A 16,300-nucleotide genomic window follows, 5' to 3' on the forward strand; every position below is an offset into this window, starting at 1 on the left:
ATTCACAAACTGCACCATGTGTTGCATCTCTCAAAATAGACTTATTTGAATATAAGTTTTTAAAAATCAATTAAGTAACTTAAATCTTATATTTCTCATTATCGTTAAGCTGAATAGTAAGGATTCTTGCCATTCTGCCTTTGGTTGTGAATCGGCAACCTTGCCATTTAATAGTTACGACTAATAAATCTTATGGATCATATTGCAAATAACAATCGTTATCAATATTGTTTGTTAATGATTATTATTGTATCGACAATTTCGATATCAGACGTGTGCATGATTTGCGAACGAATATTTTGAAAGCGAATCTTTTGAAAGAGAGCAAAGGGATGAAGTTACTATTTCAGCCATCAGGTACTGCAGATAATTTGTTAGCCGATCCCCAGGCGGGTTGTGATTCATGGTGGAAACATATTTCGACTTTAGGCACGCCAATCATAGAAGCCGCTATCAACCATCAGGCTAAAACAACATTTTTTTGGCGAGATCCTGATGGGAATGAACAAACTGCAAAGTTAAATCGGGTTTATATCGAGATTAACAGTATTACCAGTTATCGGCTGCCTCAGCCACCGTGTTTACAGCGCTTGCCTAAAACGGATATTTGGTATTGGTCTGTCAGCCTTGATGATGACTGGAGAGGAAGTTACCGATTTATTCCTGTGACTGATGCGTATTTGCCTCCCCACTTTTCTCAAGACATTAAACAAAAAAACCAGCAGCAGCGTGAATGGTGGATTTCGCTCTTTCCATTGTCGACTCCAGATCCGTTAAACCGGCAAAGTTGCCACCGTAGTGGGAATGGCTTGCTTTTATCGGCAATTCATATGCCGCATGCACCCGATCAATCCATATGGGCGCAAGCCGCAATCGCTCCAAGTAATACAACGCAAATTAACCCAAAAAAGCCTTTGCTTTTGGACTGGCATAGTGAGCGTCTCAACAATCAAAGGCGTGTTTGGCTTTATTCCACAGGAGAGGCAACAGAGCATCCACGCCCCCTTATTATTTTGCTGGATGGGTTAAGTTGGGCAGAGAAAATGCCTATTTTTCCTGTGATTGACACAGCAACTGAAGCACAGCAAGTACCAGAAGCAATCTGGCTTTTGATTGATACTATTGATATGTCTTACCGAGAGCAGGAACTTCCTTGCAATCCTGATTTTTGGCAGGCAATTCAGGGCGAGTTATTACCGATAATCTCACAATATGCTGTCCTTAGTGATGATCCGGCGCAAACAGTGATAGCAGGGCAAAGTTATGGTGGCTTATCAGCACTCTATGCGGCACTCCATTGGCCACAACGTTTTGGGTGTGTTCTCACACAATCAGGGTCTTTTTGGTGGCCTGACAGCACCATCGTTCAGCAATTTCAGTCATCTTCTGAACATAAACCGGGCTGGTTGACACAGCAAGTTCTTGATAAAAAAGTCGCTCCTTCATCATTGAAAATCTTTCAGGAAGCAGGCTCCCGTGAAGCCGATATTCATTTTGTGAATGACCAAATGTATGCTGCATTGATAGGGGCAGGGCACCATGTAAATTACCGGGTATTTAATGGTGGACATGACATGCTGTGCTGGCGGGGTGGCCTGATTGATGGCCTTGGCTGGTTACTGTTGTCTGATAAGACAAGTTGAAATGACCAAATTTCCTTCATGCATTTTCACCCGTTTTGAATAACCGAGTATCTTGATATTCAATTGGCTAATGATAACAAACTGGCGCCAACATCCCTGATGGGCAGTTTAGGAAACCTCGTATCCCGCCTATCAACGACAGGCGGGATTTATGTGAGATGACCGGATGGTTGCATTTATTCAGTATCAGTGCATTGGTTGAATTTAATGTGTCATTTGATCCAGTGTTCTTTTTTGTGTCCGTGTTTTCCGCATCCGCCACAATACTTCCAATATGACAAACCACACCGGAGTGCTATACAAAGCAATGCGCGTATCGTAATCAAATATCATGATAACAACGGTAAAGGCGAAAAATATTAAGGTGCACCATGTCATCGGAATGCCCATCGGCATTTTATAGATGGATGCCTTATGCAGATCCGGACGTTTTTTACGGTAAGCCAGATAAGCCAGCAGGATCATGCACCAACTGTAAATGACCATAATCGCGGCAACCGTGGAAACAATGGTAAATAATTTCATGACATCGGGGATAATGAACAACAGGAATACCCCGCTTGCCATGCAAATAGTGGAAAACACCAGACTGAAAACAGGTACGGCACTCTTGATGGAAAGCCGCCCGAATTTACGATGGGCCAACTTTTCAGTCGATAATCCATACAACATTCGAGTACAGGCATATAAGCCACTGTTTGCCGAAGACATGGCCGAAGTCAGCGCCACAAAATTAATCACTGCCGCTGCCGCAGGTAATCCTGCCAAAGCAAATAGTGTCACAAACGGGCTGATTTCCGGTGAAATTTGTGGCCATGAAGTCACGGCAATAATGCACATGATAGAGAGCACGTAAAAAATGATGATCCTGATGGGAATGCTATTGATGGATTTAGGTAAGATTTTTTCTGGCTCTTTCGTTTCTCCTGTGACTGTCCCGACCAGCTCAATGCCGGTAAAAGAGAAGATAGCAATCTGAAAACCGGCAAAGAAACCAAATAACCCATTCGGCAGAAATACGTCCGGCTCCGTCAAATGACGAACAGAAGCTGTCACGCCATTGGGGGAAGTCCAGCCCACAAATACCATGCCAATGCCAACGATAATCAAAGCGACTATCGCCACCACTTTGATCATGGCAAACCAGAATTCTGTTTCGCCAAATAAGCGCACAGAAAAAAAGTTACTTAAACACATCAAGCCTAAAATAAACAGGGCACTTAACCAAAGGTAGCTGTCCGGAAACCAATACTGGATATAGCCGCCACAGACTACAACGTCCGCGATGCAACTGACTATCCAGCTCATCCAATAAGTCCAGCCCAAAAAGTAGCTGGCTTTATCCCCGAGATAATCTGCCACAAAATCAGCGAATGTCCGGTATTCCAATTTAGTGAGCAGCATCTCTCCCATCGCCCGCATCACCATGAAAGCAAAAAAACCAATCAATAGATAAGTTAGAATAATTGAAGTCCCTGATACCGCGATGGTTTTCCCTGTCCCCATAAACAAGCCGGTACCAATGGCTCCGCCAATAGCTATCAATTGAATATGCCGTTTACCTAATCCACGGTGCAGTTTTTGCTCACCTGTGGAGTCCTCCACAGGTGTTTTCGATGAATGCGTCATTAATAACCTCTGCTACTTTCTTTTTATATGACTCGGTTATGTTAACTTTGCCAGTAATAAACCCGCCCTTAGCCCAATGGCAACACGAGCATTAGGAAATAGAATAAAATTGGCAGGAGACGTGATTTGCCAGGATTGATCTTGCTGATTGGCTATCTCAAAACCTTCCGGTAATTCAGTAAAGTTTTTGGTATCTTCTGGAATATTAAGTTGGAAGCTGTCGTGCTGTTTGATGATGGCATCAACGACCTGATAACGTTTGAGAGCCGACTTACTTCTTTTTATTTCCCGCGAACCAGCAATTAAATCCTGCAATGCTTTCGCAATATTGCTGAATTTTGCCAGATCGTTTTGCCCGAAAGGCAGTGCCTTGCCGACTTCTAATGTGCAACTTTCTGCATTGAAATGCTCACTGGTAAAGTTGCTGAACGTCCCGCCCACTGCGTTGTGAAATACCACTGCATCAATATCGCTATTATCCAGCCACTGTAAAAAATCCGCTGCATACTCACGAGTCTGATAAGGCAATAAAGCAAATTGTTCATGGCAAGAGCCGCGGATAGCAGTATGGAGATCGAGGTGCCAACATTTCTTGGCAGACATGACTGCGGGTTCACGAAAGAATTGCCGAATCACTTCTTCCAGCTCCACCGCTCGCTTGGTTTCATTTCCCGACGGGAAATTCTGGTGCCGGCCGCCAAACATGCGATTGAGATCATTATCTAAATAGCGAACACCTGCACGCATCGCCGGCAAGTTGCCGAAAATTACCAGCAGGTTATGCCGCAATGGCAGGCTTCCTTGCGCCAATTGCGACAATAACTGGATAAGTATCTCGATAGGTGCGGTTTCATTGCCGTGTATTCCGGCTGAAATGATTAATGTATCAATCTGTTGATTTGCTGCCCTTTCTTGCGACTGACGTTCTTGCGAAAAGGGAATCAACTGCAAGACACCTTCCGCCAGCCATGATGACTTAATGTTTGGCGGAAACTGCAACGTGCTTTCAATGTCACCTTCAACCCTGTTAAGGTGGCTATCCATCTTTTTTTCAAGCAGTAATGTCAGTAAATCCATCTTATCTCCTGATTAACGCTGAAAATCGTAGATAGAACCCAGCTTGAGAATTTGAGTCAATTCATCCAGAGCTTCATAAACTTCCCGCAACAATTGAGGATCAGCCAAATCTGCCACATACAAAGAGTCACGGTAATAACGCTCAACCCACGTCGTCAGGCGCTGATATAGCTCTGCTGTCATCAAAGTAGCCGGATTCACTGCCGCCAGCTCTGTTTCAGTCAACGCCACCCGAAGCCGCAGACAAGCCGGCCCGCCGCCGTTGTGCATGCTTTCGCGCAAATCAAAAAAATGAAGTTTGTTGATGGGGGCATTAGCCTCGGAAACCAGCGCCTGCAAATAGTCTGAGACATTGCGGTTCTGACGGCACTCTTCCGGTAATACCAGCATCATTTTGCCATCAGGCTGGCTCAGCAACTGACTGTTGAATAAGTAAGATTCGACCGCATCCTGAATGGTGACTTGTTCAGCCGGTACTTCCAGTGCAATCAATGTTTGCCCGAGGCGCTCCATCTTTTGCCTGAGTTCGTCCATGACTGATTGCTGGTTCAAGAATGCGTGCTGGTGATGGAAAAACACGTTGCGGTTGCTGACTGAAATCACGTCGTTATGGAATACGCCGCTATCAATGGCAACCGGATTTTGCTGGGCAAAGACCGTTTTTTCTTCATCGAGCTGATGCAGGCGGGCTACAGCCTGACTGGCTTCCAGAGTCTGCCGTGCGGGATAGCGTTTAGGTTCGACGCCTTCCTGCAAGGATTTACGGCCATACACAAATAGCTGGATGCCCGCTTCACCATATTCACCACAAAAACGATTATGGTTTGCGGCACCTTCGTCTCCCCAATCCGCATGTTGCGGTAAAGGATCATGATGGACAAAACGATCCTTGTCAGGGAAAGTCGCTTTCAATGCTTGCGATGTGAAGGTGCTTTCCAGCGAACGGTGCACCTTGTTGCTCAGGTTTGCTACCGTAAAATGGACACGCCTGTCAGCACTGTCCGCCGAAGGTGAAACCGTTGCTGCGTTTGCTGTCCACATGGAAGAGGCAGAGCTTAGGCTCGACAGCAATGAAGGAGAATAGCGCAGCGTTTTGTTCAATACTTGCTCATCGCTGCCAGTAAACCCCAATTGCCGCAATACGGGAAGATTGGGGCGCTGTTGAGGGGGCAAAACTCCCTGTACCAACCCCATATCAGACAGCGCTTTCATTTTCATCAATCCCTGAAGTGCAGCTTTACGGGGATTGGATTCCTGCCCCTTATGATTCATGGCAGCTTCATTGCCTATTGATAGCCCGGCGTAGTTGTGGGTCATTCCCACCAAGCCATCAAAATTTGCTTCAATTCCCGACATAATCACCTCTATACCCGTCATATTTTAAGATGCATTTATACATTTCGTCTTTCAAACTGCCTCTTTGTTGGCTTCGCTCGTTCACCCCGGTCACATAGTTATCTATGCTCCCGGGGATTCACTCTCTTGCCGCCGCGATGCAACTTGAAATTCATTATGTATATGTTCTCCCCGTGCTGCGGGGAGAACATAAGCTGCTTCCTGCAACTTGAAGTTAATTGTGTATAACATCCTATTTATGAATGGAAAAATTAAGAACGAAAGAAACCAAGCCCCGGAGCGGGTGTTTCAGGCATGACAACATTGTCAGCCGTCAGGGAAGCCATCGGCCAAGCGCAATAATCTGCGGCATAATAAGCGCTCGGACGATGATTGCCCGAAGCGCCAATGCCGCCGAATGGTGCTTTGCTGGATGCCCCTGTCAGTGGTTTATTCCAGTTCACAATCCCTGCCCTCGCTTCCTGCAATAATTTATCGAACAGGGAAGCATCAGGTGAAATCAGCCCAGAGGCCAGCCCAAACCGTGTATCATTCGCGATGGAAATAGCTTCGTCGAAAGTGTCATAACGGATTAGCGTTAACAGAGGGCCAAAATATTCTTCATCAGGCACGCCCTTGACATGGGTGAGGTCAATAATCCCCGGAGTCATAAAGGTGGAACGGGGATCGGGCTGTGTCAGAGGAAGCAGGGAAACCCCACCCAACGCCAGCAATTTGGATTGCGCTTCCAGCAAGCCTTCTGCGGCAGCCAAAGAGATAACGCCTCCCATGAACGGTTGTGGCTCGGCATTCCAGTGCGCAGGAACAATCTGTCGTGCAGCATCAACCAAACGCTGGATCAACACGTCGCCTTTCTCATCTTGCTTCACCAGCAATCTGCGGGCGCAGGTGCAACGTTGCCCCGCGGAGATAAACGCAGACTGAATAATGGTGTAAAGCGCTGCATCGAGATCGTCATAATCATCCACAATCAGGGCATTGTTGCCGCCCATCTCCAGCGCAAGCATTTTTTCTGGTTGCCCCGCCAATACGCGGTGGAAGTGGAAGCCGGTCGTCGCACTGCCGGTAAACAGGACTCCGTCAATTTCACGGCTATCCAACAATGCCCCACCTGTCTCTTTACTTCCCTGCACCAGATTCAGCACCCCGGATGGCAGACCCGCCTTGATCCACAGCTCCACCGTTTTTTCTGCTGTCATTGGTGTTAATTCGCTCGGTTTAAACACCAGCACATTGCCCGCAATCAGTGCCGGAACGATATGTCCGTTCGGCAAATGCCCCGGAAAGTTGTACGGGCCAAAAACAGCCATGACACCGTGGGGGCGATGTTGCAGAATCGCTTTGCCGTCTGGCATGGCGGTTTCGGAATATCCCGTCCGTTGTTCCCACGCTTCAATGGATATCGCGATCTTGCCTATCATGGACTGAACTTCTGTGCGTGTTTCCCACAGTGGCTTGCTGGTTTCTTCACTGATCACCCGGGCAATATTTTCTTTTTCTTGTGTCAGGAGATCGGCAAAAGCCTGAATAATCGCAATGCGTTTCTCAACCGCTAATCTGGACCATGCAGGAAATGCCTTGCGGGCAGCCAGACAGGCTTCGTCTACTTGACGGGCAGACGCGCCATTTGCCTGCCATAAAACCGCCTGATCAACCGGGGAGTGTTTAATGACAGGCAAGCCCTGCCCAGATACCCACTCGCCGCCTATGTAATTTGCTTGATGATTCATTATGAAAACCCTTAACTGAGAAAACGCTTAATAGTGAAACGCTTAAGAGAAAAGAGGTGCAAAGCGTACCGAATCGCCATCATTCACCTGAAGTGCGTCCATTTCTTCGGGAGTCAGCCGAAGTTCATCACTTTCCAATGGTTCAGGGATCTTTAGAAGAAGTGCCTTAAATTCCTGAAAATGCAGGTTAGAAACGATGCACTCGACTCCCTCTTGGGTGCGGGAGACATGCGTGCTCTTTTTGACCTGTGCAAGCCGGCTGGCTTTAATGGTACGAACGTTGTCTATTTCCGCATCCAGAATGGCGCCGGCATCAAAAATATCGACTGCATCGTGATAGGCGAACCCTTCTTTTTCCAGAATGATTCGAGCCGGTATGGTTTTTTCATGCACCTGCCCGATAGACTGGCGAGCTTCCTCTGACAACAAAGGGACATAAATTGGGTGGAATGGCATCAGTTCAGCAATAAATGTTTTGGAACCGATGCCAGTCAAATAATCCGCTTCTGAGAAAGGCACGTTGAAAAAGTGTTGCCCAAGGGAATTCCAGAATGGGGATTCCCCCTGTTTATCCACAACACCGCGCATTTCCGCAAAAATGGATTTTGGGAACAGGTGCCTGAACGCGGAAATAAACAAAAAACGACTTCTGGAAAGGAAGATGCCATTGCGTCCCCCTTGGTAATCGGAATCAAGGAACAACGTACAAAGTTCACTGCATCCGGTAAAATCTTGCCCGACAATCAGCGTTTCAAACGAGTTATAAACCCCCAGCTCACGGGAGGCTCGCACTGATTTGTGCACGCGAAAATTGTAGAAAGGCTCTTCCAGCCCGACCGCAACCTCCAGTGCACTGACACCAACAACACGATGCTTTTCCGTGTCTTCCAGAGTAAACAAAAACCCTTGTTGTGCTCGTCCCTTGGCATCGTTGAAAGAATCAATGCTGCGTGAAATCCGTGCTGCCAGAACATCCTGATTATTTGGTAACGTCGTCAGGCCAACACCAGCACGGGACGAAAGATTAAGGATATCGCCTAAATCTTCATGTTGAACGGATCTAAATAGCATCATGATATCACCTCAAATCAGCTTTATTCCTGTACAAATCGCTTGAGGGCGTTTTCCAAGCGCATGAAGCCATCATCGATATCTTGCTGTCCGATGTTTAATGCTGGAGCAAAACGCAATACATTCGGGCCGGCTATCAATGCAATCAATCCCTCTTCTGCCGCGAGATTAGTCAGTGTTTTCGCCTTGCCTTGGTATTTTTCAAGCAGTTCAGCCCCCAGCAGCAACCCTTTGCCACGTATTTCACTGAATACCTGATAGCGTTGATTGAGTTCGGTCATGCGGCGGATATATTCTTGGTGACGCTCTTTCACCCCTGCCAAAAATTCCGGCTGGTTCACCAGTTCAACAACTTTATTGGCTACGGCTGCAGCCAGTGGGTTACCCCCGAATGTGGTGCCATGAGTCCCCGGTTGGAAAGCGTCAGCGATATTATTTGTGGTTAGCATAACGCCGACCGGAAAACCGCCGCCAAGGCCTTTTGCACTGGTCAGGATATCGGGTTTGACGCCTGTTTCTTCATAGGCATACAAATACCCGGTTCTGCCGATACCGGTCTGGATTTCATCAAAAATCAACACGGCCTGATGCTGGTCACACAATTCTCTCAATGCCTGCAAAAATGCAGGATCAGCCGGAATAACACCGCCTTCACCGATAATGGGTTCAACAATCACGGCGCAGGTTTTATCAGAGATATGAGATTTGATAGCGTCAATATCATTGAATGGAAGGTGGCTAATTTCTTGTGGCAGTGGGGCAAAGTCCTGAGAATATTTCGGTTGACCACCAACAGTCACTGTAAATAATGTTCGACCATGGAAGGAGTTTTCAAATGAAATAATTTCGTTCTTATGGCTGCCATATTTATCCAATGCATACTTTCTGGCAATTTTTAATGCAGCTTCATTCGCCTCAGCGCCGGAGTTACAGAAGAAAACCTTATCCGCAAATGTATTTTCAACCAGTGCTTTTGCTAATTTCAAGACAGGTTCATTAGTGTAACCGTTACCAATATGCCATATATTTTCCATTTGCTGACTTAATGCATTCTTTAATTCATCATTGGCATGACCTAATGAATTAACGGCGATCCCGCCTGCAAAATCAACGTACTCCTTACCATCCTGATCCCATACACGCGAGCCTTTTGCCTTGACCGGGATAAATTTTGCTGGTGAAAAACAAGGAACCATATACTGGTCAAACCAACTTCTTTGGATCGTGTTTGGCATTTGCTTATCCTCAAATAATAGGAGGAAAAAGAAAAATAAACTTATATATCATTGAATGTAATTTTTAATTAATAGATTCATTTAAATTATCTATTACTGTTTCTGCTATTTAAAAAAACAATCCAATTCTTTAAAAAACACATGTATTTAAAACCACATGTTTTAAAAGTTAGTTTTTCGGTCTCAATGACATTTTCGGAATATCTTTCTTATCCTTTTTGATTAGTATTTAATCTCATAATCTCCGTGGAATTTAACAATGTCAACACAATAAAATCACAACAGATTTACTTTATGATGTTTTTCACAATTTAAAAAATTTACCTTATTTTCAATTTATGCATTATTTATGCATAAAAAAATAAACAAATATAAGTATGGAATTGAAGATAATGAAGGCGGGCAAATATTGTTCAATAATTATTCATGATTTTGACTGTAATTTATACCCATCTTATAAAAAATATATTTGCAATTAGCAACTTTCGCTCTATACATCAAAAATAGTTTTTATAATCAAAAGGTTAATCAAATTATTTTACTTTTATAATTAATAAAAACGCCTAAATCATGTTACAGAACCATTTGGTTTTTAGTGGGTTCTTCTTGTTTTCTTTAGCAAATCCTCATCACATCGTAAGTGAGCTGTAAGTAAAGAGTATGTTGTTCACAAAAAAGCACACTGAGGTACGCTTTCCTGCAAAGTGAACCTTCCCTGCAAAACCCTCTCGATGATCAACAGAACAACGATCAACAGAACAATGATCAATAGAACGGCCAACGGCAAATGGAACGACTGTCAGGAAGTTTTCCGAGTATTTATTGACAATATTTATATTAATTACTCAAATCATAGATAGATTATGTATTTCTTGCTCCTTTTAACATTGCAATCTAAATACAAAGAAATACATTCTTTATATTAACCTCATATTTCTAACAAATAATATTGCTTATTAAAAAATATCATGCCATGAAGTTAATCACCGAAATTAATTAAAGTAACTCTTTAGATTGTCTAACGATTTTTTATCACAATAATATTTATTAATATCACCATGATATAAATCACTCTTGCAGTTTCATAAGAAAAAAACAACTATAGTGAATTGTGTAGACAGATATATGAATTTTCATATTAATTATAACCTTCGACAATGGCTTGTTTTTTATGACTCTAATAGCTTATTTATATCGTCAATCTTGGATATTATTGCTTGTATCGACAATAAGCGCATTAATTAGTGGATTTGCCGGTGCTGCGATAGTAGGAATGATCAGCCAAGGAGTTACAGAGACAATAAATCTGACAGGATTCCTGTGGATATTTTTTGGCATCTGTTTTATTTTTTTTATTACTAAAACCGTATCAGAAATCACATTATCTCATTTAGCTCAAGCTACCATTTTTTCATTGCGCTTGAGTTTAAGTAATAAAATTTTACGTGCCCCACTCAAAAAACTACAGAAACTTGGGCGACATGGATTATTGGCGGTCTTAACCAAAGACGTTGATGTATTCGTACACTCTTTTATGTTGGCTCCCAGTGTCTTCGGGAATATCACACTGATATTGGCCTGTTTTAGTTATTTAGCCTGGATATCCTGGCAATTGTTTGTCATTCTGGCTGTACTCAGCCTGTCTTTAATGTACTTATTCTATTTGTGGGAAAAATACCCACTGCGTCTGATGACACAGATGCGTGATCAAGTAGACAAAATCTACCTGAATTTCCAAAGCCTGATTGATGGCAGCAAAGAGCTGCAACTCAATAAACAAAAAGGCAATCTTTTTGTTGAGAAAGTTATCGCACCTGCGGCGAAAGTATTCCAAAAAATCTGCGTTAAAGCGAATTCGAGTTATGCATGGGTTCTTAATGCCAGTTCTGTCGCGTTCTATATCATCATTGGTGTAATAATCTTTATCGTTCCTATTTGGCTTCCTCAAGAACCATCCACCTTATTCACGGTTTCATTGCTTGTTCTTTTTCTGTCCGGCCCTATATCTGAAGTTATCGGTGCAATTCCAGAGCTGAGAGAAGCTGAAGTCTCATTGAATAAAATGCGCCGCCTTGACAGTGAGCTGGAAGAAGCCTTGTCCAAGCAGATTGAAGGCCCTTGCCCATTCAGTAAGCATCAGCCTGTCACTCTTGAGCTGAGTAACGTCGTCCACCATTACACAACCGATAGAGAAGATCGCCAGTTCGCACTCGGCCCGCTGAGTCTGAAGATATCACAAGGCGAAATTGTCTTTATTGTCGGGGGTAACGGCAGTGGTAAAACAACCCTTGCAATGTTGCTTGTGGGTTTGTTTGAACAAGAATCAGGATCTGTTTTGCTCAATGGTGTTCCTGTAACGTCAGAGAATAACGAGCACTACCGCCAATATTTTTCTGCTGTTTTTTCTGATTATCATCTCTTTGAACAATTGCTCAACAGCGATAAAGATGTTACCGAAAAAGCAACGCATTATATTGAATCACTCAATATGGGGCATAAAGTAAAAATTGTTGATGGTGGTTTCTCTACAACCAACCTCTCCGCAGGTCAACGGAAACGACTGGCGCTGGTTTCAGCTTATTTGGAAGACCGTCCTTTTTATCTGTTTGATGAATGGGCAGCCGACCAAGATCCCGTATTCAAACGCCTGTTCTACACAGAGTTGTTGCCTGAATTAAAATCCAAAGGCAAGACTGTCATAGTTATCAGTCATGATGACGCTTACTTTGATATTGCCGACCGGGTCATTAAACTGGAAGATGGAAATATCAAAGAAATAAATAATAAAATTCATTAAGCCATTTAGATAAATATGAATCTCATTATAAAGAGCCTAATAACTTAGGCTCTTATTTAGCTTTATGCATTCAATGAGCTTCAAATTATTAAATAAATAAAAATCATTATACATAATAAAATTTAGCATGCAGAACCTATAATAAAATTAGATACGTTAGAAAAGCATTATTAGAAATGTGAAATAAAAAAATTTAATGTAAAATTATCTAATACCTGAAAGGAATTGAGTGCCTTATTGAAAATGAGACTGTTCTTTTTTATTAGAATGGTCAGCTATTTTTATGTCACTTATTTTGGATGTGTTCATATAAACGAGTATAGATACTTTTTCTAACAGAGCCTTTACAAATAGAAAAATTACTAACGGGAATAGATGCAAATCTATTTCAGGGCGTTAGCTTTTCATTCGTTTCAGCTCAAGTGTGATTTTTTGTTTTATCAGTTCTCATGTTTTTATTTTTAATGTACCCATAAAAAGGGAGCTATAGAATGAATTACCCTGACCAATTGAAATCATTCCCTTTATCGGAAGCGCAAAGCAGCCGCTGGTTTCAATATCAAATTGATCCTAACAAACGCGGTCAAAATAATAGTGCATTTTGTGCCCGCATTAAAGGCTTAACCGCCGAACAGTTAGAAAACGCACTCAATGTATTGCTGCAAAGGCATCCGTTGCTGCGGGCGAGTTTTGGCATCTATAACGGTGAACTGGGCTACTGCATTGCAGACGACTGCAAAATCACACTTACGATACACGATGCTCAGCATCTCAGCGAAGAAGCGCTCCAGAAACAGGTTCAGGATGATTGCTGGCATTCTTTTGATTTATCCCATCCATTGCGGGTTTATGCCAGTTGGTATCAATGCAGCCCACAAGAAAGTGTCATGATGGTGACATTTGATCATCTGGCTGTCGATGGCTGGTCTTACTGGATATTGTTGGATGAGCTTGGTGCTCTGCTCTCTGGGGGATCTCTGGAGCCTGTACCTGAAAACAGCTATCACGATTATGTAGAATGGCAACAAAAATGGTTAAAAAGTGCCGGCGCCAAAAAACAACAACAGTTCTGGCAAAATGCATTGGCGGGCAATTTAGCGGTATCACAGTGGCCTGCTAAAAACGGGACTTCCACCGCTCGCGGGAAGGTTTCTTTATATAAAAAAATCCCTTCTTCCCTGGTGAGCAAATTGCGGGATTTGGCCCCAAAATATGACAACAGCCTGTTTGCCATTTTTTTGGCTGCCTACCAAGTTCTTCTCCATCGTTATACCGAACAAGATGACGTCATTATCGGCTCTATCATGCCGGGACGCGGTCGCGCCCGCTGGGGAAAACTGGTCGGTGAGTTTATCAATCCGGTCGCTTTGCGTAGCCAAATTGATGGCGAAATGCCGGTGCAAGAACATATCTCACTGGCAGCGAAAACTATCCGCCAAGGTATTGAGAATCAAAAATACCCATTCTCCAGAGTACTGGAACAACTGCAGTTACAACGCAACGCTGAAGTGCCTCCGGTTTTCCAGAACGCCATTATTTTCCAGAAAGCCAGATACATTGACGACCTGCCTACCCTTTGGATGGCAGAAGATGATTCGGTAACAATAAAATGGGGCAACGCTGAACTGCGGCCTTTCCCTTATCCTCATTACGCCGATATTCCTGTTCCATTGACTATCAATGTATTGGAAGCCAATGAGCAGATCCGCTACTCCTTTTATTATGATACCGCAGTATTTGATGATGAATTCATCAGCCAGCTAATGCAAAATTTCTTGAATCTGCTGGAAGCAATGACAAATGATGAGCAGCAATCAGTTAATCGTTTGCCTTTGATGGATGAACAGGCACGCCAGCAAGTCCTCCATGATTTCAATGACACATACAAACCTTTCCCGCAACACGCGCTGATCCACCAATTTATCGAGCAACAAGTAGAGCGCAGCCCTGCGGCCACGGCCCTGCTTTGTGGTGATGTACAACTCAGTTACCTGGAATTGAACCAGCGGGCCAACCAACTCGCCCGCGCCCTCATCGAGGCAGGTGTTCATCCTGATGACAGGGTTGCCATTTGCATGGAGCGCAGCTTGGATATGGTCATTTGCCTGCTCGGCATTTTAAAGGCAGGTGCCGCTTATGTACCGCTCGATCCTGAATACCCGACTGACAGACTTGCCTATATCCTGTCAGACAGTGAACCCGTAATAGTATTGTCTCATCACGGCTTGCAGGAAAAATTGCCCGCTACCGACATTCCTGTCTGGATTCTGGATACCCCAGCGGTGCAGGACAACCTGAGGCGTTTATCTGGTGATAATCTGGATGCTGCTCAATTAGGGCTGTCCTCCCGCCATTTGGCTTATGTGCTCTATACTTCCGGTTCTACCGGCCTCCCCAAAGGGGTTATGAATGAGCACCGTGGTGTTGTGAACCGTTTGCTCTGGGCGCAGGATACTTATCAATTAACCGCGCAAGACAAAGTGTTGCAAAAAACACCGTTCAGTTTCGATGTCTCCGTCTGGGAATTCTTCCTGCCCCTGATGTTTGGCGCCCAGTTGGTGATGGCTCGTCCCGGCGGGCACAAAGAGCCGGATTATTTACTGGAAGAGATCGAAAACCGTGGCATTACCACGCTTCATTTTGTTCCTTCCATGCTGCAAAGTTTCCTTCATTATGCTCCTGCCGGCCGTTGCCGTTCCCTGCGACAGATTTTATGCAGCGGCGAAGCGCTGCCTTATACCTTGCAACAACAGTGTCTGGCTCAGTTGCCCCACAGTGAGTTACATAATTTATATGGGCCAACCGAAGCCGCCATTGATGTTACCGCTTGGCGGTGTGTCCCAGACAGCTATATCGGGCAAGTGCCGATTGGCTACCCCATTTCCAACATTCAAATCTATATTCTCGACTCACTCGGGCAGCCTGTTCCAGTGGGAATTGCCGGTGAGATCCACATCGGCGGAGTCGGTGTCGCCCGCGGTTATCTGAATCTGCCCGAACTGACCGCCGAGCGCTTTATTGCCGATCCATTCAGCGCAGATCCGCAAGCCCGTCTGTACAAAACCGGCGATCTGGGGCGCTGGCTGCCGAATGGCAGCATTGCCTATCTGGGGCGCAATGATTTTCAGGTCAAGATTCGCGGATTGCGCATTGAATTGGGTGAGATTGAAACTCGCCTGACCGAATGTGCCGATGTGCGTGAAGCGGTTGTTATTGCGCGGGAAAATGAAGCGGGAGACAAACGGCTGGTCGCTTATCTTATTCCCAATCCTGGTTGCACACTGAATATCTCCCAGTTGCGTGAGCAATTGAGCAAGCATCTTGCTGATTACATGATACCGAGTGCATTTATGATGATGGATGCATTCCCCCTCTCCCCGAATGGCAAACTCGACCGTAAAGCGTTGCCGGCTCCTAATCATGCCGCAATGTCCACCCAAGAATATGCAGCTCCGGAAAGCGAGACAGAAGAGCAACTGGCCGCCATCTGGCAATCATTGCTGGGTCTGGATCGGATCAGCCGCTATGACAATTTCTTCGAACTCGGCGGTCATTCATTGTTGATCTTACAGTTGCAGGCTCAGATCCAAGAAACCTTTGATGTTGAACTCTCCATTCATCAGCTGTTTGCACATCCAACCCTCTGTCAGCTTGAAGAATGCATTATTGACTCTCTATTGCAGCAATTTGATTCAGAGTCTCTGCAAGATATCTATAAATCAAATAGTTAGTTTTTTTACTTTTTTGTTTTAAATGGTGATC

At 44.4% G+C, this 16,300-nt stretch carries 9 protein-coding genes; 3 read left to right on the forward strand and 6 right to left on the reverse strand.

Annotated features, from left to right (window positions below; all coding sequences use genetic code 11):
• Positions 1-332: 332 nt before the first annotated feature.
• Positions 333-1,643: an enterochelin esterase gene (gene fes / locus BM100_RS02175; RefSeq protein ID WP_092507864.1), complete on the forward strand. Its 1,311-nt coding sequence runs from the start codon at positions 333-335 to the stop codon at positions 1,641-1,643.
• A gap of 204 nt (positions 1,644-1,847) precedes the next feature.
• Here fes and BM100_RS02180 read toward each other — a convergent pair whose 3' ends face one another.
• The 6 genes from BM100_RS02180 to BM100_RS02205 all read right to left on the reverse strand — a co-directional run bounded on the left by BM100_RS02180 (position 1,848) and on the right by BM100_RS02205 (position 9,741).
• Complete coding sequence (locus BM100_RS02180; RefSeq protein ID WP_092507511.1) at positions 1,848-3,272, reverse strand: amino acid permease; 1,425 nt, start codon at positions 3,270-3,272, stop codon at positions 1,848-1,850.
• Positions 3,273-3,308: 36 nt separating this feature from the next.
• Positions 3,309-4,316, reverse strand: a complete 1,008-nt coding sequence (gene astE / locus BM100_RS02185) for a succinylglutamate desuccinylase (RefSeq protein ID WP_244590566.1) — start codon at positions 4,314-4,316, stop codon at positions 3,309-3,311.
• Positions 4,317-4,361: 45 nt separating this feature from the next.
• Positions 4,362-5,705, reverse strand: a complete 1,344-nt coding sequence (astB, locus tag BM100_RS02190) for an N-succinylarginine dihydrolase (RefSeq protein ID WP_092507515.1) — start codon at positions 5,703-5,705, stop codon at positions 4,362-4,364.
• 251 nt (positions 5,706-5,956) lie between these two features.
• Positions 5,957-7,435, reverse strand: coding sequence for a succinylglutamate-semialdehyde dehydrogenase (gene astD, locus BM100_RS02195; protein ID WP_092507517.1), 1,479 nt, complete (start codon positions 7,433-7,435; stop codon positions 5,957-5,959).
• 42 nt (positions 7,436-7,477) lie between these two features.
• Positions 7,478-8,509 carry an arginine N-succinyltransferase gene (astA, locus tag BM100_RS02200; RefSeq protein WP_092507519.1) on the reverse strand — a complete coding sequence of 344 codons (1,032 nt, stop codon included), beginning with the start codon at positions 8,507-8,509 and terminating at the stop codon, positions 7,478-7,480.
• A 20-nt stretch (positions 8,510-8,529) separates the two neighbouring features.
• Entirely contained in the window at positions 8,530-9,741 is a 1,212-nt protein-coding gene (locus tag BM100_RS02205; protein WP_092507521.1) for an aspartate aminotransferase family protein, read from the reverse strand.
• 1,171 nt (positions 9,742-10,912) lie between these two features.
• Here BM100_RS02205 and BM100_RS02210 point away from each other — a divergent pair.
• Together BM100_RS02210 and BM100_RS02215 are read left to right on the forward strand one after the other, a co-directional pair.
• Positions 10,913-12,538, forward strand: a complete 1,626-nt coding sequence (locus BM100_RS02210) for a cyclic peptide export ABC transporter (protein WP_092507523.1) — start codon at positions 10,913-10,915, stop codon at positions 12,536-12,538.
• Positions 12,539-13,029: 491 nt separating this feature from the next.
• On the forward strand, positions 13,030-16,269 hold the full coding sequence (locus tag BM100_RS02215; RefSeq protein WP_092507525.1) for a non-ribosomal peptide synthetase: 3,240 nt from the start codon (positions 13,030-13,032) through the stop codon (positions 16,267-16,269).
• Positions 16,270-16,300: the final 31 nt, after the last annotated feature.

Source organism: Xenorhabdus mauleonii (assembly GCF_900113945.1).
Classification (GTDB): Bacteria; Pseudomonadota; Gammaproteobacteria; order Enterobacterales; family Enterobacteriaceae; genus Xenorhabdus; species Xenorhabdus mauleonii.

Coding starts and splice junctions, on each gene's coding strand:
- fes (WP_092507864.1), top strand. CDS start 333: ATGAAGTTACTATTTCAGCCATCAGGTACTGCAGATAATTTGTTAGCC.
- BM100_RS02180 (WP_092507511.1), bottom strand. CDS start 3,272: ATGACGCATTCATCGAAAACACCTGTGGAGGACTCCACAGGTGAGCAA.
- astE (WP_244590566.1), bottom strand. CDS start 4,316: ATGGATAGCCACCTTAACAGGGTTGAAGGTGACATTGAAAGCACGTTG.
- astB (WP_092507515.1), bottom strand. CDS start 5,705: ATGTCGGGAATTGAAGCAAATTTTGATGGCTTGGTGGGAATGACCCAC.
- astD (WP_092507517.1), bottom strand. CDS start 7,435: ATGAATCATCAAGCAAATTACATAGGCGGCGAGTGGGTATCTGGGCAG.
- astA (WP_092507519.1), bottom strand. CDS start 8,509: ATGATGCTATTTAGATCCGTTCAACATGAAGATTTAGGCGATATCCTT.
- BM100_RS02205 (WP_092507521.1), bottom strand. CDS start 9,741: ATGCCAAACACGATCCAAAGAAGTTGGTTTGACCAGTATATGGTTCCT.
- BM100_RS02210 (WP_092507523.1), top strand. CDS start 10,913: ATGACTCTAATAGCTTATTTATATCGTCAATCTTGGATATTATTGCTT.
- BM100_RS02215 (WP_092507525.1), top strand. CDS start 13,030: ATGAATTACCCTGACCAATTGAAATCATTCCCTTTATCGGAAGCGCAA.